The organism is Parasphingopyxis sp. CP4 (genome assembly GCF_013378055.1).
Lineage (GTDB): Bacteria > Pseudomonadota > Alphaproteobacteria > Sphingomonadales > Sphingomonadaceae > Parasphingopyxis.
The window spans coordinates 762,377-781,295 of sequence record NZ_CP051130.1 but is presented as its reverse complement, the minus strand read 5'-3'; the positions used below and the strand labels follow the sequence as shown (position 1 = coordinate 781,295).

The window sequence follows — 18,919 nt, the reverse complement described above, 5'->3', positions numbered from 1 at the left end:
ACTGCCCCTGTCGAAGCCCGTACCGCCCTACTCCGCGCTCTCCGCATCAATCGCTGCCTGGACGGCCCGCCAAAAGGCGATCCGGGGTTCGCTGTAACGCGGGTTGCTGGCAAGCGGCCAGTTGCCGTTGCTGGCGATCACCAAGTTGCGGGCCGGGTCGATAAAGATACCCTGACCGAAAATGCCCTGCGCCGCGAACGCGCCATCATCAAAGGTCCACCATTGATAGCCATAACCGCGGCCTGGTATTCCAATATCCGCCTGGCGTGATCCGGCGGCCTCATACCAACCTTCGGGGACAATGCGTTCATCGCCGACCATTCCGCCTTCCATGACGAACAGGCCAAAGCGTGCATAATCGCGTACCGTCGCCGAAATACAGCAGCCGGCAATCTCGCCACCACCCGCATTGACGATCCATTCGCCATCGCGCGCCATGCCGATACGGGACCAGACCCGTTGAGAGAGATAATCCGCGAGCGGCATGCCGACAGCATTCGCAACGACGACACCGATCAGATTGGTCTCACCTGTGTTGTAGAGCCAGCGCGTGCCCGGTTCAGCTTCGCTTTCCAGGGTCCGCATATAGGTGACGACGGGATCGACACCTGGTTCTGGAGTGACAAGATTGAACAAGGACACATCGGATTGAGGGTCGGTATAATCTTCGTTCCAGCGAACGCCGGATGTCATCGTCAGGAGCTGGCGCACCGTGACGCCATCGTAACCGCTGCCCTCAAGCTGTGGGATATAGGCGGTCACGAGCGCATCGAGCGATTCGATATGACCATCGACAATCGCCGCACCAACCAAAGTCGATGTGAAGGATTTCGCGACCGAAAAGCTGGTCCAGCGTGTGTCGATATCAGCCCCCATGCGATATCGCTCCAGTCGCACTTCGCCATTATGGATGACGACCACGCCCGCGGCACGTTGATCCTCGAGATACTCATCGAGCGTCCATGTCTCGCCATCCATGGTCACGGAGACCTCGAGATCCGGGCCGCTTGGCAGGTCCCGGAAGGTCTCGCCATTGGCAATCGTCCGCACAGGAGCCAAGTCTTCCATCCGCGGAAAAGCGAAATCGCGCTGCGGATCGGTCCACATCAGAATATTGAGATCCGTCGGGATATCGCTTTCAGCCGCAGCGTCATCCTGCGCGGTGGCAGGCGCTGCAATGGCAGCCCCCATCATTGCCGTGGCTATTCCCAGCGCACGGACGCCTATCCCGAATCGCATCTTATTTTCCTTTAATCAGAGTAACTTGCGCTACATCAATACCACCCGCGCGAAAACCCCCCTCGCAATACATGAGATAGTAGCGCCAAAACTGGTGGAACGGCTCGTCAAAACCTTCCGGCAGGCTGTTGTCGGCCACCGCTGTGTCATATCGTTCCCGCCACTGGCGCAGTGTTTCAGCATAGTGAAGATTGTAGCCGGTGCGATCGGCCCAAGTCAGCCCAGCCTGTTTTCCAAGCTCTGCAAATCGTTTCTCTTCAATCAACATCCCGCCTGGGAAAACGTAGGTTTGAATGAAATCGGCGGTCGACGCATAGGCTTCAAACCCGTCTTCTTCGATCGAGATGAGCTGGATTGCTGCCTTGCCACCCGGTTTCAGCCGATCAGAAATCGCCTGCATGTAGGTCGCCCAATATTCCTGACCGACTGCTTCCACCATCTCGACACTGGCAACGGCATCAAATTCGCCCTCGACATCGCGATAGTCGATCAACTCGACACGGGCGCGATTCTCCAGGCCGGCATTGCGCATGCGCTGCTCAACGAAAGCCTTTTGCTCGGTAGACAGGGTTATGCCGGTAACATCGGCTCCATATTCCTTGGCTGCGATTTCCATCAGGCCGCCCCAGCCCGAGCCAATCTCGAGCAACCTATGGCCCGGTTTGAGATCGAGCCGGTCAAGAAGCATGCGCACCTTGCGGCGTTGCGCCTCTTCCAATGGTTCGGCGGGTGACAATGGATCGCCAAATACCGCGCTCGAATAGGTCATCGTTTCGTCGAGCCAGGCTTCGTAGAAATCATTGCCCAGATCATAATGTGCTTCGATATTCTTGCGGGCATTGCCGCGATCATTGCGGCGTTTCGTGTGCGCCAACAAATTGCGTATTCGGGCAGCACCCTTGGCGCGCGCGGCATTACCCAGCGTCTTTCTGTTGACCACAAACAGCTCAAACAGTTTTTCCGGCGCAGGACTGGTCCATTCGCCTTCGGCCCAACCGCGATACCAACCGATCGAACCTGATGTCATGAGCCGTATCAGTGGTCGCCAGCTTTTCAGCTCGATTTCAGCGGAAACGCCCGGTGCATGATCACCCAGCACACGTGTCTTGCCATCAGGCAATTTTGCCTCGAGCCTGCCCGAACCGAGCCCCGCATGAAGGCGATCCAGAAACTTGTGAAACCCGGGAGCGGACAGACGCGACAGCCAGCCCAAGCCGGTCGCGAAACCGCGATCGGCCCGCAGCAAATGTTGGCCCCGTGGTGATGGGCTGCTCGCCATAACCCCTCCTGCGCGCGCTTATGGCCCAAATTACACGGTTAGGGCAACGGCTTCGCCGCCATTGGTGCAGCTAATTTTTGACCGTTGCATATGCGTCCAAGGCGCGATGACGCGCTTCGCGATGGCCGATTATCTTTGCCGGATAGCTATCGGGTTTGCAGCCATGCTCTTCGGGGTCATGAATATAGGGATCATCCAACCCAGCCAGTTCAGGCACCCATTTACGGATATAATCTCCAGCATCGAATTTTTCGGATTGGCTAAGCGGCGCCATGATCCGGACAAACATGTTGGAGTCGACGCCGGTTCCAGACACCCATTGCCAGTTGGTCGCGTTCGAAGCGTAATCGGCATCGACCAGTGTATCCCAGAACCATTGTTCGCCCGCCCGCCAATCGATCAGCAGGTGCTTGATGAGAAAGCTCGCTGCAATCATCCGCACACGATTATGCATCCAGCCTGTCGCCCACAGCTCCCGCATCCCTGCATCGACTATCGGATAACCGGTCTGGCCACGGCACCAGAGATCGAAATCAGCCTTCACATCATCTGACGAAAGACCTCGCCAAGGGAAGGCTTCAAACTGCTGACGATAGCTTTCACTGCCATATGTCGGAAATTGGCGAATGACATTCTGCGCATAGTCCCGCCAGACTAGCTCCTTCTGGTACGTGGTCACATTGCGGCCAGAACAGGACACAGCATGCCAGACCTGCGCAGGCGAAATCTCACCGAAATGCAGATGTGGCGACAGGCGCGAAGAGCCTTTAATCGAAGGCAGGTTGCGGTCCGTGTCGTAGTCCTCGGCCTTGCTAATGAAGCGATCGACATTGGCATGGGCACCAGCTTCGCCTGGTTGCCAATAATCGCCAAATGCTTCGGCCCAATTGGGGTTTTTCGGAAGAAGCGCCCATTCATCCAGACGATCAGTGTCGGGCCAGTCTGGCGGCGCATCGATTGTATCCGGCGCCAACATTGGCAGCGCGGGCGGCATGTTTTCGCGCAAGGCTTTCCAAAATGGCGTGTAGATCTTGTAGGGATTTCCGCTGCCGGTCGTGATGGTACCGGGTGGAACGAGATAGTTGCCGTGATGCAGATGCAATGACACGGGATGCTCTAGCTTCGCCCTTACGTCGCGTTCGGCATTCAGCCACCAGGGCTCATAATGGTGCAGCGCGTGAATTTCAGTCGCGCCGGTTTGTGCCACCAGATCAGACAGAATCTGGGCGCTGTTGCCGCTCCTCAGGATCAGGCGAGAACCCATCTGTCGCAATCTCTGATCGAGATCAGCGAGCGAATGATGGAGCCACCACCGGGACGCCGCACCCATTTTGCGGTGTTTCGGCGTTTCGTCATCCAGAATGTAGACCGGGAGTACGGGACCACGTTCTGCCGCAGCTGTCAGCGCGGCTTGATCCGCGAGCCTGAGGTCACGACGAAACCAGACAATTGAAATGCTACTCATTCTTCCGGTGTTACATCAACCCGAAAGCGATCCCCAATACCGTCAAAGGTGAACCTTTGGTCCCGGAGCCAGATGCGCCCATCGACTTCTTCTACGAAAGGCATGCGCGCCCAGAACAGAAATGCGCGCGCATCGGCATCCTCGCTGGCAATAGACTCCCAATCAATCTCTGCCATGCCATCGGGCCGCGTATCGCCATTCAGCGAGACCCGATCATCGCCGCCAAACAGCGAGAAGTTTCCGCTGCCCATCTCCCCTTGCCCGCGCCAACGCATGTCGCGTGCCCAGAAGGCAATCGGGAGAGTATTGGCAACGACAAGTTCGGGATGCTCGCCGCGAGCTTCAGTCACCAACTCAGCGGTCATCTTCTCTGCGCGGTTCGAGATCAGGCCATTTGCGGCAATATAAACGAGGACGATTGCGCATGCGGAAATGGCGGGCGTCCGCCAATTTGCAGCTCCGCGCCTCTCCCGTCGTATCGACAACCAAAGCGCTATGCCCAGTGTCGCCCAGATCCAGACATCGATGATGAAAAGCGTGTCTCCATAGACCCATTGGCTGGAAAACGGTTCAAGTAAGCGAATGCCATAACTGTTGAGAAAATCGAGCGCTGGATGACTCAAGGTCCCGATATAGGCCAGCGCCAATAACCAGCCTTTGTGCAGGGGCAGTCGGCTTTCCGGCCGCTTCCCCCGTCGCGATTGCCAATTGTCGAACGCAATCATGATTCCGGTGAGCAATATCGGCAACAGCAGCATCGCGATCGGCCCATGGGTAATACCGCGGCGAAATCCGAGATGCTGATGCCCACCGACAAGCGTCGCAAATGCGTCAATATCGGGAATGTTGGCTGCGATAATCAGCGTCGCCATTCCCAGGCCGGTTTTTCTCTTGAGGCCAATCTGGCCGAGTACAGCACCGGCCAGACTGTGAGTCAGATTGTCCATTTGAGCTTAGAGCTCCGGACCGTCTTCCACCGTCCAGGTCTGGCCATGTTCGATCAGCGCCTGAAGATTGGCGTCCTTGCCTTTCGAAACTTCATCGCTCTGGGCAATCACGACCTCGTCAAAGGTCGGTCGCGGATCATCGTAGATCACGCCAAGCGCCATCGGAAACTCTCCGAACGGCATTTCGACAAGTAGATACGCCAGCGTGTGGTTCGTCTGGTCATGGACCATCACACCGGCAGATTCCCAATCTCCGTCAGTAACTTCAACGACTTTAGGCGTCATTGAGTCAGCGTTCAAAGTAATACCCTTGGTTCCATTTGCGAACAACAAGGGTTCGCCATGCTCCACCCAGATCTGGGTATCGGCCGCCGTTTTCTTGTTGGTGAAATCAGCAAAGACATCTTCATTATAGACGATGCAGTTCTGGAAAATCTCGACGAACGCAGTTCCCTTGTGCGCATAAGCCGCTTTGAATGCATCAGTGAGCTTCTTGTTCACATCGATACCGCGCGCAACAAAGCGTGCGCCCGAGCCCAACGCATAGGAGCACGGATTGACCGGACGATCGACCGATCCGAATGGTGTCGACGGACTGTTTGTGCCCGGACGCGATGTCGGCGAATATTGGCCTTTTGTCAGGCCGTAAATTTCATTGTTGAAGAGCAGAACCTGGCAATCAAGGTTCCGACGCAAGAGATGCAGCATATGGTTGCCGCCGATCGACAGGCCATCGCCATCACCCGTGACGAGCCATACATCCAGCTCCGGATTGGCGAGTTTTACGCCGGTGGCAACAGTCGGTGCGCGCCCATGGATCGTGTGAAAGCCATAGGTTTCCATATAATAGGGGAAACGCGACGAGCAGCCGATGCCCGAGACAAAAACCGTGTTGGCCGGATCAGCACCGAGATCGGGCATGGTTCGCTGGATCGCTTTGAGGATCGCATAGTCGCCACAGCCCGGGCACCAGCGCACTTCCTGATCGGTTTCCCAATCTTTGAGTGTCGTCTTGACGGGTGTCATATCGTTCATTGCAGCTTCCTTAGCTCCACAGCATGTAAATTATAGCAACAATCACCACCAGCATCCCCACCAGGGGGAGGACACTTTTCGGCTTGTCATCCATCAAGTTGATCCTGAATCGCAGCTTCAATCTCAGCAATCCGGAAAGGCTGACCCGAAACCTTGTTCAGCGGCTTCGCATCGACAAGAAACTGATCCCGCAGCACTGTTTTGAGCTGGCCCTTGTTCATTTCCGGCACGAGAATATGATCAAAGCTCTTCAACAGCTCCCCAAGATTGCTCGGCATCGGCCAGATATGACGCAAATGAATTTGCGCAACAGATTGGCCGTTTGCGCGCGCTTTTGCGACGGCCTGATGGATCGGGCCATAGGTCGAGCCCCAGCCAACCACTGCCAGCGTATCGCCGGCTGCACCCAGAGCGACATCTTGCTCGGGAATGTCGTCCGCCACGTTCATAACCTTCTGCGCGCGCAGATCAGTCATTTCCTGGTGGTTTTCCGGAGAATAGTCGATGTTCCCGCTGCCTGACGCCTTCTCGATACCACCGATCCGGTGCATCAGGCCCGGTGTTCCGGGCTTAACCCATGGCCGCGCCAGTTTTTCATCGCGCGCATAGGGATTGAAGCTCTCATCTTCACCCGGCGCATCTTCATGGAAAGTCACAGGAAACGGCTCAAAGTCACTGACATCTGGCATTTTCCAGGGCTCAGCGGCATTAGCGATATAGCCATCCGTAAGGAGCATCACCGGCGTCATATAACGCGTTGCGATACGACAGGCCTCAATCGCACATTCGAACGCATCGGACGGTGATCGCACGGCAATAACCGGCATCGGCGCATCGCCATTCCGGCCATAGACCGCTTGATACAGGTCGGATTGCTCGGTTTTGGTCGGAAGACCGGTCGATGGTCCGCCGCGCTGCGAATTGACGATAACCAGCGGTAATTCTGTCATAATTGCGAGGCCCATCGCCTCGCCCTTGAGCGCGATACCAGGCCCCGAAGAGGATGTGACGCCAAGCGAACCGGTATAGCTCGCTCCAATCGCAGCCCCGATCGCGGCAATTTCATCCTCAGCCTGGAAAGTTGTGACGCCAAACTGCTTGAGGCGGGAGAGATGATGCAGGATCGCCGAGGCCGGCGTGATCGGATAACCACCGAAAAACATGGGGAGATTGGCCAGTTTTGCACCAGCCACCAGACCAAGCGAAACTGCTTCGGCGCCGGTAACTGTCCGATACAGGCCCGGTTCGGCAGGCGCTTTCTCTACGTGACGCGGTTGGAATGCATATCCCAGCTCGGCCGTCTCACCATAGGCATGGCCTGCGTTCAGCGCCGCGATATTGGCATCGGCAATATCCGGCTTCTTCGCAAATTTGGCATTGAGCCAATCGATGATTGGCTGTCGCTTGCGATCAAACATCCAGAGCGTCAGTCCCAGCGTCCACATATTCTTGCAGCGCAGCGCTTCCTTGTTGCCCAGACCGAACGGCTTAACCGCTTCGACCGTCATTTCCGTCATATCGAGCGAGAGCAGTTGCCACTTGGCCAATGAGCCATCTTCGAGCGGATTCTCGGTATAGCCCGCCTTGGATAGGTTCCGATCACCAAAGGCGCCGCTATCGGCGATGATCAAGCCGCCTTCCCGCAAATCGCCCAAGTTGGTCTTCAACGCCGCCGGGTTCATGGCCACGAGTACGTCAGGCGCGTCACCGGCCGTCCGGATTGCACGGCTGCCAAAGTTAATCTGGAATGCCGAAACCCCAAATAACGTCCCTTGGGGAGCGCGAATCTCGGCCGGGAAATCCGGAAAAGTCGCCAGGTCATTCCCGGCAAGCGCAGTTGATAGCGTAAACTGTCCCCCGGTAAGCTGCATGCCGTCACCACTGTCTCCGGCGAACCGGACAACGACTGTAGCTGCATCTTCTGGGGGGTTGGAACTAATCGGTTTTGCCGCAGTGGCCATTATTTCATTCTCACTCTTATCCGTGAAACTACCTATGCACAGCTGGCCCCCGGAACAAAATAGAAAAAATCACTCGCGATTCAGCGATGCTTCGCGGCTTCATCCGCCAAAGTAAGAATGCTGCGCGCATGGCGCTGCGCAACTGCACCATGATCGTCGCCATATCCACCGCCTAACACACTGGCGAGCGGGATGTTTTGGGTGCGGGTTAGCGTTGCGACGTAGCGATCCCGGGCATCCATTCCAGCGTCAGTCAGGTTCAATCGCCCAAGCTTGTCGTCCCGATGCGGATCAACGCCTGCCTGGTACAAGACAATATCCGGGCGGAAGTCGTGCAGCACATCGGGCAGCATATCATTCAACCGGTCCAGATACGCAGTGTCGCTGGTTCCATCCGACAATGCGATATCTAGTGTCGAACGCGCCTTGCGGGTTGGGAAATTCTTCTCTGCATGGACCGATATGGTGAATATTTCGGGGCGCCCTGCCAGCAATACCGCCGTTCCATCGCCTTGATGGACATCGCAATCCAGAATGAGCACTCGATCCGCCTTGCCGTCCTCGACGAGCCGATTGGCAACGACCGCAAGATCATTCAGTACACAATAGCCAGCGCCAGTATCGGGCAAGGCATGATGGCTGCCTCCGGCGCCATTGGCCGAAAAACCGTGCTCCAAAGCCAACAGAGCCGCCAGCCAGGTACCGCCCTGAGCAAGTAGCGATCGATCGCGAATCTCTGGGGTGACCGGAAACCCGATCCGGCGCTCCTTGGCCTTGGGCACCGCTGCCGCCATGACTTCACTCACATATTCCGGGTCATGCACCGCCTCGATCCATTTTCGTGGCATCGGCTCCGGTTTGTGCATCGTCATGGCAATGCCCGATGCGTCCAACGCCTCTCGCACCAAACCATATTTGTTAAACCGAAATCCGCTCCCGGGCGGAGCCGGTGCAACATAGAATGGGTGATGGACGAAATGCAGCATGAGGATTGCATATAGGCGCTTGGCCACCACCGCACTATGACCGTGGGATCGATGACGAAAACCCTCGCTCCCCATGATCCCCGAGCCATCTGGTCAATAGCCATCCCGGCCATGGCGACCAACGTGGCCACCGCCCTTATCGGCATTGCCGATATCTGGATCATCGGCCAGCTTGGGGAAGCCGCCGCACAGGGCGCCGTCGAAATGGGCGCGCGCTTGCTGATGAGCTTGCTGGTCGTTTTCAACTTCCTGAAAACCGCTACCACCGGGCTGACAGCCCAGGCCGCAGGCCAAGGCAATGATACGGAGAAAATGGCGGCTCTCTTGCGCGCCTCGGTGATTGCCCTGGCAATCGGGTTGATCTTGCTCGCAACAAAGTCTCTGACGATCCCGTTGGGCCTCGATCTTTTGGCCGCAGAGGGCACCGTTCGAAACGGTGCGGCCGTCTATATCGATATCCGTTTCTGGGCGGCCCCGGCTTGGCTAATCAATGCCGCGATCGTCGGTTGGCTGATCGGGTTACGCCGCGTGCGTATCGTCCTGGTTATCGAAATAGCCATCAATCTTTTGAACGTCGGCCTCGGCGTTCTGTTTGTCCTGGTCTGGGATATGAGCGTTGCGGGCATCGCTTATGCGACGCTGATTTCCGAGTTCACCAAATTCGCTCTGCTCATATTGGCCGTCCTTCCGGCGGCAAAAGTGTCGGCGCTCATCGCCGCCGCGCGCGACCGGGATCTTTGGAATTCCGCCCGCATGGGATCATTGTTCCGTGTCAATCGAGACCTTTTCCTGCGCACCGTATTACTAACCATCGCGATTATGATGGTGACGCGGCAGGGCTCGATCCTCGGGACAGATATTCTCGCGGCAAATGCGATTCTGTTTCAGATGTTCATGCTCACAGCCCTGCTTCTCGACGGGTTTGAGAATGCGGCCCAAGTGTTGTGCGGTGAAGCCATCGGCGCAAAGGAGCGCGACAGTTTCGATAAGACCGTCCGCCGCATCATGTTGCGCGGCATCGGCACCGCCCTCATTCTAACGGGCGTGTTCGCCATTACTTCTGGTCCGATTGTCGCAAGCTTTTCAACCGATCCTGACGTCATCGAGACGGTCCTGCGCTACGATATCTGGCTTCTCGCACTACCGCTCGCTGGCGTCGCGTCTTTTGTGATGGATGGCGTGTTCGTCGGCGCGACCTGGACCCGAGCAATGCTCGGAACGATGGCCGCAGCCTTTGTCGCCTATGGCCTGATGCTCTGGCTAACCACACCCTATGGTAATCATGGCGTATGGCTGAGCTTCACAGTGTTTCTGGCGATCCGGGCAGTCGGACAGTTCGTCATGATCCCACGACTTGCCGCCCGCACTTTTCCGCCTATAGTTGCAAACAAACAGCCCTAAAATGGATCAATACTGGAGAGATGCCCGTGCCTTATGTTCGCCCCGATGTGCAGATGATGCTCGACCTTCTGGCCGCCCAGGAAGGCCCGAAGACCCATGAAACCGATCCCGCTACCGCGCGAGCGATGATGGATATGGTTTTCACCATGGCAGAACTTCCCGCAGGCGAACTCGGGATAAAGCGTGACTTCACAATTCCGGGTCCGGCAGGCGATATTCCTGCGCGTCTCTATGATCCGCGCGATAGCCGTGAGCCCGGGCCGGTGGTGGTTTTCTATCACGGCGGCGGCTTTGTAATTGGCAATATCGAAACCCATGACGGCCTCTGCGCTGAAACCGCACGGACGCTGGATTTGCCTGTGGTGTCGGTTGATTACCGATTGGCTCCGGAAGACCCCTTCCCTGCCGCCCCTGAAGACTGCATCGCGGCGGCACGCTGGATTGCGACAAGTCCTGACGAGCTTGGCCTCAGCGTTACCGGCTTGGTTCCGGCTGGTGACAGCGCTGGCGGCAACCTCGCCGCGGTAACCTCGCTTGCACTGCGCGATGAAGCAGCGGATGTTCCAGTCGTCGCCCAGTGGTTGATCTATCCGGCAACCGACATGGGTGCGGATAGCGGATCGATGGTCGATTTCGCTGAAGGCTTCTTACTTGAGTCTGCAACAATGGATTGGTTCAGTAATCATTATGCCGGCGATGCTGCCGATTGGCGTCTCAATCCGGTCCTCCAGGACACAGCCGGCCTACCGCCGACGGTTTTGGTGACGGCTGGCCTGGATCCGTTGCGCGATCAGGGGCGCGAATATGCCGGCAAGCTGATCGCTGGCGGCGTTCAAACCGTCTATCGCGAAGCGGCGGGCAACATTCACGGCTTTGCCAATCTGAGAAAGATGATCCCGTCGGCCCATGATGACGTTATGGCTTGCCTGCGTGCGCTGAACGCAATTCTCGACGAGCTCAAAGCCGAGAGCCAAACCGAGCAGGCCGCTGCCGCCGAATGAAGAATTTTCACGATCTGCCATACCGGCCCTGTGCTGGTGTGATGCTGCTCAATCCAAACCGGCAGGTATTTGTCGGCCAACGCTTGGATTCGTCCACCGAAGCCTGGCAGATGCCGCAAGGTGGTATCGATAAAGGCGAAGACGCCGAGACTGCGGCTTTTCGCGAACTGGAAGAAGAAACTGGGATTGCTCCAAGCAAGGCATCGCTGGTCGCGCGGGCCTCGCAAGAGCTGCAATATGACCTACCGGACGAACTTCTCGGCAAGATCTGGAAGGGCAAATATCGCGGTCAGCGTCAAAGCTGGTTTCTGATGCACTTCACCGGCAGCGACGCGGATGTGAATATCGAAACCTCGCACCAGGAATTCCGGGCATGGAAATGGGCTGACCCGGGGACTTTGCCGGAGCTGATCGTACCGTTTAAGCGCGATCTCTACAGGGCCTTGCTCGACGAGTTTTCAGACTATCTGAACGCCTAGCTGCCTTTAACCTTGCGGCGGAATGCATGGAGCAACGGCTCGGTGTATCCGCTCGGCTGCGAAACACCTTCGAAGACCAGCGCCCGGGCTGCCTGGAATGCGGCGTCGTCGAGATTGCCGATCATCGCGACATAAGCCTCATCGCCTTCATTCTGACCATCCACTTTGGCAGCCATCCGCTCGAGCGCAGCATCGACTTCCTCTGCGCTGCACACGCCATGCAAGAGCCAATTGGCCATATGCTGCGAGCTGATCCGCAAGGTCGCGCGATCTTCCATCAGGCCGACATCGTGAATGTCCGGGACCTTGGAACACCCAACACCCTGATCGATCCAGCGGACGACATAGCCCAGAATACCCTGAGCATTATTGTCCAGCTCTTCGCGAATTTCTTCCGCTGACCAATTCGTGCCGTCTGCCAGCGGAACCGTCAGCAGTTTCCCGAGCGCGGGAATAGGTTCAGCTGAAAGTGCTTCTTGCCGCTCGAACACGTTGACGCGATGATAGTGCAGCGCGTGAAGTGTTGCGCCCGTCGGGCTCGGCACCCAAGCGGTGTTCGCGCCACTTTTCGGATGGCCAATCTTGGCCTCCATCATATCCGCCATCAGATCGGGTGCCGGCCACATCCCCTTGCCGATCTGTGCGCGACCGGAGAAACCGGCTGCAAGGCCGATCTGCACATTGCGCGCTTCATAGGCGTCGATCCAATCCGCCTCTTTCATCGCTGCCTTGCGCATCATCGCGCCGGCCTGCATCGATGTATGGATTTCATCGCCGGTGCGATCGAGGAAACCGGTATTGATGAACACAATCCGGTCTTTCACAGCATGGATACAGGCAGCGAGATTGGCAGATGTGCGGCGTTCTTCATCCATCACGCCGACCTTGAGCGTATGCCGGTCCAATCCCAGCATATCTTCGATCGCATCGAACAGTCGGTTGGTGAACGCCGCTTCTTCCGGACCGTGCATTTTGGGTTTCACGATATAGACGGATCCGGCGCGGCTGTTCGAATGACGACCGAGCCCTTTCAGATCATGCATCGCGATCATGCTGGTCATGATGCCGTCGAGGATACCCTCCGGCGCCTCGCTGCCATCAGCCAAGAGGATAGCCGGATTGGTCATCAGGTGGCCGACATTGCGAACAAATAGCAGGCTGCGGCCAGGCAGGGAGACTGCCCCGCCATCTTGATCCGTGTAGCTGCGATCCGCGGCCAGTGACCGCTGCATCGTCTTGCCGCCCTTGCTAAAGGACGCTTCGAGATCGCCGCGCATCAGGCCGAGCCAATGCCGATAGGCTAATATCTTGTCCTCAGCATCCACAGCAGCGACCGAATCTTCGAGATCAACAATCGTTGTCAGTGCCGCTTCAACGATAACATCCGCAATCCCGGCTGCGTCGGTCTTGCCGATCGGATGGTCCCGATCGATCATTACTTCGAAATGCAGGCCATTGTGGCGGAACAGCATGGACTCGCCAGCCATGCCGACTAGTTGGCTCGGATCCTGGAGATCGGGCGTACCGCCCGCATAGTCCGCCCAGCTTCCGGCATTCAGTGGAAGGAACTCATCAAGAAGGTCACGGGCAGCCGTAATAACCTGCGCTCCCCGTTCAGCATCATAACCGCCTGGCTTCGCCGCACCCGGCAAAACATCCGTTCCGTACAGTGCGTCATACAGGCTGCCCCATCGTGCATTGGCGGCATTCAGCAGGAATCGATCGTTGAGCACCGGAACGACAAGCTGTGGCCCGGCAATGCGAGCGACCTCATCATCAACATTTTCTGTTGTGATAGAGAAGGCGTCGGGCTCTGGAACCAGATACCCAATCTCGGCAAGAAAGGCCTGATATTCAGCCTGTTCAATGGGCTGACCTTGCCGTGCCGTGTGCCAATCATCGATCTGCGCCTGAAGCGTTTCGCGCTTTTCGAGCAATGCACGATTGTCTGGCGCAAATTCGCCATAGATTTCGGCTGTTCCGCGCCAAAAATCTTCGGCGGACAGACCAAGACCGGTTAAGGCATCATTCTCAACAAATTCCGCAAGGCGCGCATCTACGCGCAATCCCGCGCGTTCGACATAATCAGACATGAATACTCCCAAATCGCACGGCGCAGAGCGCCTTTCATCAGCAAAAGGTGGGGAGGAGAAGCCGCCCTATGCCGTGTCGGCTTTTCGGATGCAAGGTGGTGACGCAAGCGCTGTCTCGGCCTAAGGCAGTGGCGATGACCGAGATGACAAAAGACGAACGCGGCACGCTCGAAAAAGCCGCCGATGGGCCAATGCTCGACCAGACCCAGCGCTGGGCGCAGATCAATAGCGGTTCGACCAATTTGGCTGGCTTGAAAACCGTCGCCGGTGAACTGGCCGATGCCTTCGCATCGCTTCCAGGTGAATTGGAGCTTGCTGATCCAGTGTCCGGTGAGATTGTGCAGCCAGACGGGACCGTCATCGAACGCGAAACCGGCAAGAATCTCCACCTCACCGTGCGCCCTGACGCGCCCGTACAAGTCCTGCTGACGGGGCATATGGACACCGTCTTTAGCGAGACGCACCCGTTTCAGACACTGACATGGCTTGATGATTCCACACTTAATGGACCTGGCGTGACAGACATGAAGGGCTGCATTGCCCTGATGCTCTCGGCGCTCAAAGCCGTTGAGGCTTCACCCCTTGCCTCACGGATCGGATATGAGGTGGTGATCAATTCGGATGAGGAAATTGGATCGCCGGGTTCCGCTGCATTGCTGGCCCAAGCCGCCAAAGGAAAACTCGCGGCGCTAACTTACGAACCCGCCCTTCCCGATGGCACTCTGGCCGGTGCGCGTGGCGGCAGCGGGAACTGGTCGATCATTGTCACCGGGAAAAGCGCCCATGCGGGCCGCAATCCTGAAGAAGGTCGCAGTGCGCTACTGGCAGCGGCCGAACTGGCGCTGAAGCTTGAAGCAGCCGTCGGACCCGGTCTCAAGGTCAATCCAGCCAAAATCGAGGGCGGCGGCGCGAACAATGTTGTGCCGGATCATGCTGTCCTCCGCCTCAACATGCGGCCTGAAACGCTTGAGGATCAGGACCGGGCACAACGCCTGCTCGACGAAGCCGTGGCCGATATCCAGACGCGCAGAGAAGTCGACATCCATGTCCATGGCGGTTTTGGACGACCGCCCAAGCCGATCGATCCGCAAGCTGAGAAATTGTTCGGACTGGTCAAGGAATGCGGCGCCGATCTCGGACTCGACATCGCATGGAAATCAACCGGTGGTGTCTGCGATGGCAATAACATCGCGGCCTGCGGAGTGCCCGTTGTCGACACGATGGGGGTCCGCGGCGGTGCGATCCATTCGTCCGATGAGTTTTTGATAGTTGATAGCCTTCCGGAACGGGCCCAGCTTTCTGCGCTGGTGCTTCTCCGGCTCGCCGAGAGGGGAAAATTATGAGTTTCGTTGTCCGCGCTGCACGGCGCGACGATCTGGATCAACTCTATGAGATGGCCAAGCTCACCGGCGGCGGATTCACAAATCTTCCGCCCGATCGCGCTGCGCTGTCAGAAAAACTTGCGCGATCCCAGGAGGCTTTCGAGAAAACCGAAGGCGAGTCGGCAAATGATCTCTTCCTGCTGGCGCTAGAGAATATCCATACCGGGCATGTCCGCGGTACCGCCCAGATATTTGCTGCAGTTGGCAAGCGATGGCCCTTCTACAGCTATCGCATCAGCACCTATTCTCAGCACAGCAAGGAACTCGATCGGACCTTCAACTCCAAGATCCTGTCTCTGACGACGGATTATGAGGGCGCTTCCGAAGTTGGTGGCTTGTTCCTCCACCCCAATGAACGCGCTGGCGGCTTGGGCAAGTTGCTTGCACGGAGTCGCTATCTCTTCATTGCCGAACACCGGAAGCGCTTCGGCGACAAGCTGATCGCCGAACTGCGCGGCGTTATCGACGAAGCTGGCGGATCTGCATTCTGGGATGCGCTCGCGGGCAAGTTTTTTGGTATGTCGTTCCAAGAGGCAGACGAATTCAACGCCAGCAACGGCAATCAGTTCATTGCTGATTTGATGCCCAAACATCCCATCTATCTCAACATGCTGCCCGAAGCTGCCCGATCGGTAATTGGCAAGCCGCACCCCTCAGGCCGAGCCGCGATGCGGATGCTTGAGAAAGAAGGTTTTCGCTACAATGGCTATGTCGATATCTTTGACGGTGGCCCGACTATGGAAGCCAATATCGACGATGTGAAAGCAATCGCAGATTCGCGCACCGGTTCGATCGCGAACATTGAGGGCGAAACTGGCACGCCCTCACTTGCGTCGACCGGTTCTCTGCAAGACTTTCGCTGTTGCTATGCCAATGTTGGCACGATCAGTGACAATGAAGTTGAAGTGGATGCCCAGGCCGCCGACGTGCTCCAGGCAACCGCTGGAACGTCGATTCGTTATGTCGAGCGATAACGGGACCAAAGATTATGGCGCTCACTGAGATCAATTTTGACGGCATTATCGGGCCGTCACACAATTATGCAGGGCTGAGCCTTGGCAATCTTGCCTCCTCGCGAAACGCAGGCAACATCGCCCAACCCCGAGCCGCAGCCCTGCAGGGACTGGAAAAGATGCGGGCCAATATCCGGCTCGGATTGGTGCAGGGTGCCTTTCTCCCCCAACGCAGGCCCGATACGAACTGGCTTGCATCATTGGGTACCGACCCGGGCTCTGCGGAACCTTCAATCTTGGCCAATGCCATGTCTGCATCATCCATGTGGGCGGCAAATGCGGCGACGGTCTCGCCCGCACCGGATACGGCTGACGGCCGGTGCCATCTGACGCCTGCAAACCTCATGACCATGCCGCATCGCAGCCATGAATGGCCGGAAACTCTTGCCCAGCTACGCACTGCCTTTTCAGACGAAACATATTTCAAAGTGCACCACCCTGTTCCGGCTCCTTTTGGAGACGAAGGCGCAGCCAATTTCATGCGCCTGTGTCCGGCGCATGGCGAACCAGGCATCGAGATATTTGTCTACGGCACCAGCGGTGGCCCCTTCCCTGCACGCCAGCATATTGAGGCATCAAAAACGGTAGCTAGGAAACATGGTCTCGGCGCCAACCAGGCCCTGTTCGTCGAACAGTCGCCCGAAGCAATTGCCGTCGGCGCATTCCATAATGATGTGGTTGCCGTGGCCAATGAGAACGTCCTTTTCTGTCATGAGCAGGCTTTTGCCGATCGCGATGGCTTCTTCAGAAATCTCCATGCCGCAATGCCGAGCGTAAGCATCGTCGAGGTGCCAACTGATCGGGTATCGCTAGACGATGCCATCAAGACCTATCTCTTCAATGCCCAGCTTGTGACCTTACCCAGCGGCGGCATGGGATTGATCCTGCCAACCGAATCGCAAGACAGCGAAGCGGTGTGGGGTTGGCTCGAAGAGATGGTCGCGGGCAATGGACCGATCCGCGAGTTGATCCCGGTCGACGTGCGGCAATCCATGGCCAATGGTGGCGGGCCGGCATGCCTTCGTCTTCGCGTTGTTGCCGACCCTGAAACGATCGATCGAAGATTTCTAATGAGCGAGACCAAGATCGATACTATCGCGGCGGTGGTTTCCCAGACATGGCCAGAGGAGATTGATGGATCGGCGCTCGCAGATGCCAATCTCCAAGCGCAAATCGCGACGGCAAGAGCCGCACTGTTTGAAGCGCTTGATCTGCTAGAATTGGTCTGACTTCACTGTCGGATTAACTTACAATTTACCATATTTGGTAACATGTGCATCGCGGAATTCTGGGATTGGCATGGCCTTTGCTTAATAAAATGGCATGTGGAAACGCGTTGCCAGGCTGTTTGTCATCAAGAACCGGTTTGAGGCCTATTTGATCATTTACGCCCTTGCTGTCGGTGCGACCGCGCGGGCTCAGCTCTACCTCATCGAATATGATGGCCTTGCCGGAATTGCGCTTGCGATTTGCTGTACCGGCGCGGTCTTCCTGGGTGGTGCGAAAATCCTCGATGCCACGCCGAAGAAATCGCCAAGCGCGCGGATCGCACGGCTCGTCGGTCGGTGGCAAATAAAGGGTTAGTGCCGAAGCTCCGCCATTAGCGAAAACAGGCCGACAATATTCGGTGCGGACTTATCCCCCCTATATTCTCGATAAAGCGTATCGACATTCACCGCGATCCGCTCAGAATCGATCCAGCTTTCATAATCACCCAAAGCAATATCATGGGCTGCATCGCGGACGGACAAGCCGGCCTCAAATCGTTCGCGCGCTTCTCGATCGATAAAGCGCAAATAGTCCTGCACCTTGCGGACATCGTCCTTACTCGCAATCGGTCCATGGCCAGGTACAATCGCCTCAACATCCATGGCTATGATTCGATCGCACGCAGCGATCCAATTGCTGACCGGCCCCGCCCACATGATCGGTGTGCCATCAATAAACAGGATATCGCCGGTATAGACGATCCGATCGTCCGGGACGTGCACCAACACATCGCCAGCGGTATGCGCCGGACCGACTTCAATCAGGGACACGGATTTATTGCCGACCTTGAGCGAGAGATCGCCGGAGAATGTCCGCGTCGGTGCACGTTCGGCCACATTGCCAAAGTCAAAATCCCCAAAAATGTCGAGCAGATATTTGCCCGAGGGGCCCAATCCCGGCGCCGCATCCATCATGGTCTTCAATGCGGCTGCGTCGACCTCGGCCATCTCTTTCGCGCTGGCCTCCGACGCAATGATCTCTGCATGGCGGCACAGGCCATTGCCGTGCGTGTGATCGCCATTTGCATGGGTGTTGACCAGCGTTCCAATATCATCGCCTGACAATCCAGTCGCATCGGTCATGGCTGAGAGCATCTCTGCCGTCAGTCGCGCATCAAACAAAGTGTCCACTAAGAGTGATTGATCACCATCCACAATCAGACCGGCGTTCGACCAACCCCAACCACCATCCGGCTGCAGCCAGGCCCAGTTGCCATGGCCCAGATCATGCAGACCGCGCGCGTAATTCCATGCATTTAGACTATTCATGGACCCACTCTCGCATGATCACGCGCGGGATCAAGCATGATCGCCAGATATTGTCTCGGAGCAGCCAAGGCTTTACGCCAATCCCTGATCTTCAGAAATAG

The 18,919-nt window shown here is 57.0% G+C and carries 16 protein-coding genes; 7 read left to right on the top strand and 9 right to left on the bottom strand.

Features of this window, described 5'->3' with window-relative positions:
- Nucleotides 1–27: 27 nt before the first annotated feature.
- From HFP51_RS03675 to HFP51_RS03645, 7 genes are all read right to left on the bottom strand, one after another.
- On the bottom strand, nt 28–1,239 hold the full coding sequence (locus HFP51_RS03675; protein ID WP_176874419.1) for a serine hydrolase: 1,212 nt from the start codon (nt 1,237–1,239) through the stop codon (nt 28–30).
- A gap of 1 nt (nt 1,240) precedes the next feature.
- Nucleotides 1,241–2,518, bottom strand: a complete 1,278-nt coding sequence (locus tag HFP51_RS03670) for a cyclopropane-fatty-acyl-phospholipid synthase family protein (protein WP_176874418.1) — start codon at nt 2,516–2,518, stop codon at nt 1,241–1,243.
- Between the two features lie 70 nt (nt 2,519–2,588).
- The gene (locus HFP51_RS03665; protein WP_176874417.1) at nt 2,589–3,983 is read right to left on the bottom strand and encodes a deoxyribodipyrimidine photo-lyase; all 1,395 of its coding nucleotides are present in this window, start codon (nt 3,981–3,983) and stop codon (nt 2,589–2,591) included.
- Complete coding sequence (locus tag HFP51_RS03660) at nt 3,980–4,930, bottom strand: metal-dependent hydrolase (RefSeq protein WP_176874416.1); 951 nt, start codon at nt 4,928–4,930, stop codon at nt 3,980–3,982. Before HFP51_RS03660 ends, HFP51_RS03665 begins: the two co-directional genes overlap by 4 nt.
- A 6-nt stretch (nt 4,931–4,936) precedes the next feature.
- Entirely contained in the window at nt 4,937–5,965 is a 1,029-nt protein-coding gene (locus tag HFP51_RS03655; protein ID WP_176874415.1) for a 2-oxoacid:ferredoxin oxidoreductase subunit beta, read from the bottom strand.
- A gap of 86 nt (nt 5,966–6,051) precedes the next feature.
- Entirely contained in the window at nt 6,052–7,926 is a 1,875-nt protein-coding gene (locus tag HFP51_RS03650; protein ID WP_176874414.1) for a 2-oxoacid:acceptor oxidoreductase subunit alpha, read from the bottom strand.
- Between the two features lie 80 nt (nt 7,927–8,006).
- Complete coding sequence (locus HFP51_RS03645) at nt 8,007–8,912, bottom strand: histone deacetylase (protein WP_176876524.1); 906 nt, start codon at nt 8,910–8,912, stop codon at nt 8,007–8,009.
- A 51-nt stretch (nt 8,913–8,963) separates the two neighbouring features.
- On the opposite strand from HFP51_RS03645, the gene HFP51_RS03640 reads away from it, so the two are divergent.
- The 3 genes from HFP51_RS03640 to HFP51_RS03630 are packed head-to-tail and all read left to right on the top strand — an operon-like array spanning nt 8,964 to nt 11,793.
- Complete coding sequence (locus tag HFP51_RS03640; RefSeq protein ID WP_255454828.1) at nt 8,964–10,313, top strand: MATE family efflux transporter; 1,350 nt, start codon at nt 8,964–8,966, stop codon at nt 10,311–10,313.
- A gap of 20 nt (nt 10,314–10,333) precedes the next feature.
- Entirely contained in the window at nt 10,334–11,314 is a 981-nt protein-coding gene (locus tag HFP51_RS03635) for an alpha/beta hydrolase (RefSeq protein WP_176874413.1), read from the top strand.
- The gene (locus HFP51_RS03630) at nt 11,311–11,793 is read left to right on the top strand and encodes an RNA pyrophosphohydrolase (protein ID WP_176874412.1); all 483 of its coding nucleotides are present in this window, start codon (nt 11,311–11,313) and stop codon (nt 11,791–11,793) included. The genes HFP51_RS03635 and HFP51_RS03630 overlap by 4 nt, the downstream gene beginning before the upstream one ends.
- Here the strand turns inward: HFP51_RS03630 and HFP51_RS03625 are convergent.
- Nucleotides 11,790–13,886 (bottom strand): malate synthase G, encoded by a 2,097-nt coding sequence (locus tag HFP51_RS03625; RefSeq protein ID WP_176874411.1) that lies wholly within the window; start codon nt 13,884–13,886, stop codon nt 11,790–11,792. The genes HFP51_RS03630 and HFP51_RS03625 overlap by 4 nt on opposite strands.
- Before the next feature lie 134 nt (nt 13,887–14,020).
- Between HFP51_RS03625 and HFP51_RS03620 the strand changes: the two genes are divergently transcribed.
- The 4 genes from HFP51_RS03620 to HFP51_RS03605 all read left to right on the top strand — a co-directional run bounded on the left by HFP51_RS03620 (nt 14,021) and on the right by HFP51_RS03605 (nt 17,865).
- Nucleotides 14,021–15,229 (top strand): hydrolase, encoded by a 1,209-nt coding sequence (locus HFP51_RS03620; protein ID WP_176874410.1) that lies wholly within the window; start codon nt 14,021–14,023, stop codon nt 15,227–15,229.
- Nucleotides 15,226–16,242: an arginine N-succinyltransferase gene (locus HFP51_RS03615; RefSeq protein WP_176874409.1), complete on the top strand. Its 1,017-nt coding sequence runs from the start codon at nt 15,226–15,228 to the stop codon at nt 16,240–16,242. Before HFP51_RS03620 ends, HFP51_RS03615 begins: the two co-directional genes overlap by 4 nt.
- Nucleotides 16,243–16,256: 14 nt before the next feature.
- A complete protein-coding gene (locus HFP51_RS03610; RefSeq protein ID WP_176874408.1) occupies nt 16,257–17,510 on the top strand; it encodes an N-succinylarginine dihydrolase in 1,254 nt (417 codons plus the stop codon).
- A gap of 94 nt (nt 17,511–17,604) precedes the next feature.
- Complete coding sequence (locus HFP51_RS03605; protein WP_255454824.1) at nt 17,605–17,865, top strand: hypothetical protein; 261 nt, start codon at nt 17,605–17,607, stop codon at nt 17,863–17,865.
- Here HFP51_RS03605 and HFP51_RS03600 read toward each other — a convergent pair.
- Nucleotides 17,862–18,818, bottom strand: a complete 957-nt coding sequence (locus HFP51_RS03600; protein ID WP_218135325.1) for an MBL fold metallo-hydrolase — start codon at nt 18,816–18,818, stop codon at nt 17,862–17,864. The genes HFP51_RS03605 and HFP51_RS03600 overlap by 4 nt on opposite strands.
- Nucleotides 18,819–18,919 lie beyond the last annotated feature (101 nt).

Bases quoted from the DNA above. Each gene is read 5' to 3' on its own strand.
- HFP51_RS03675 (WP_176874419.1), bottom strand. From the start codon at position 1,239: ATGCGATTCGGGATAGGCGTCCGTGCGCTGGGAATAGCCACGGCAATG.
- HFP51_RS03670 (WP_176874418.1), bottom strand. From the start codon at position 2,518: ATGGCGAGCAGCCCATCACCACGGGGCCAACATTTGCTGCGGGCCGAT.
- HFP51_RS03665 (WP_176874417.1), bottom strand. From the start codon at position 3,983: ATGAGTAGCATTTCAATTGTCTGGTTTCGTCGTGACCTCAGGCTCGCG.
- HFP51_RS03660 (WP_176874416.1), bottom strand. From the start codon at position 4,930: ATGGACAATCTGACTCACAGTCTGGCCGGTGCTGTACTCGGCCAGATT.
- HFP51_RS03655 (WP_176874415.1), bottom strand. From the start codon at position 5,965: ATGAACGATATGACACCCGTCAAGACGACACTCAAAGATTGGGAAACC.
- HFP51_RS03650 (WP_176874414.1), bottom strand. From the start codon at position 7,926: ATGGCCACTGCGGCAAAACCGATTAGTTCCAACCCCCCAGAAGATGCA.
- HFP51_RS03645 (WP_176876524.1), bottom strand. From the start codon at position 8,912: ATGCTGCATTTCGTCCATCACCCATTCTATGTTGCACCGGCTCCGCCC.
- HFP51_RS03640 (WP_255454828.1), top strand. From the start codon at position 8,964: ATGACGAAAACCCTCGCTCCCCATGATCCCCGAGCCATCTGGTCAATA.
- HFP51_RS03635 (WP_176874413.1), top strand. From the start codon at position 10,334: ATGCCCGTGCCTTATGTTCGCCCCGATGTGCAGATGATGCTCGACCTT.
- HFP51_RS03630 (WP_176874412.1), top strand. From the start codon at position 11,311: ATGAAGAATTTTCACGATCTGCCATACCGGCCCTGTGCTGGTGTGATG.
- HFP51_RS03625 (WP_176874411.1), bottom strand. From the start codon at position 13,886: ATGTCTGATTATGTCGAACGCGCGGGATTGCGCGTAGATGCGCGCCTT.
- HFP51_RS03620 (WP_176874410.1), top strand. From the start codon at position 14,021: ATGACCGAGATGACAAAAGACGAACGCGGCACGCTCGAAAAAGCCGCC.
- HFP51_RS03615 (WP_176874409.1), top strand. From the start codon at position 15,226: ATGAGTTTCGTTGTCCGCGCTGCACGGCGCGACGATCTGGATCAACTC.
- HFP51_RS03610 (WP_176874408.1), top strand. From the start codon at position 16,257: ATGGCGCTCACTGAGATCAATTTTGACGGCATTATCGGGCCGTCACAC.
- HFP51_RS03605 (WP_255454824.1), top strand. From the start codon at position 17,605: ATGTGGAAACGCGTTGCCAGGCTGTTTGTCATCAAGAACCGGTTTGAG.
- HFP51_RS03600 (WP_218135325.1), bottom strand. From the start codon at position 18,818: ATGAATAGTCTAAATGCATGGAATTACGCGCGCGGTCTGCATGATCTG.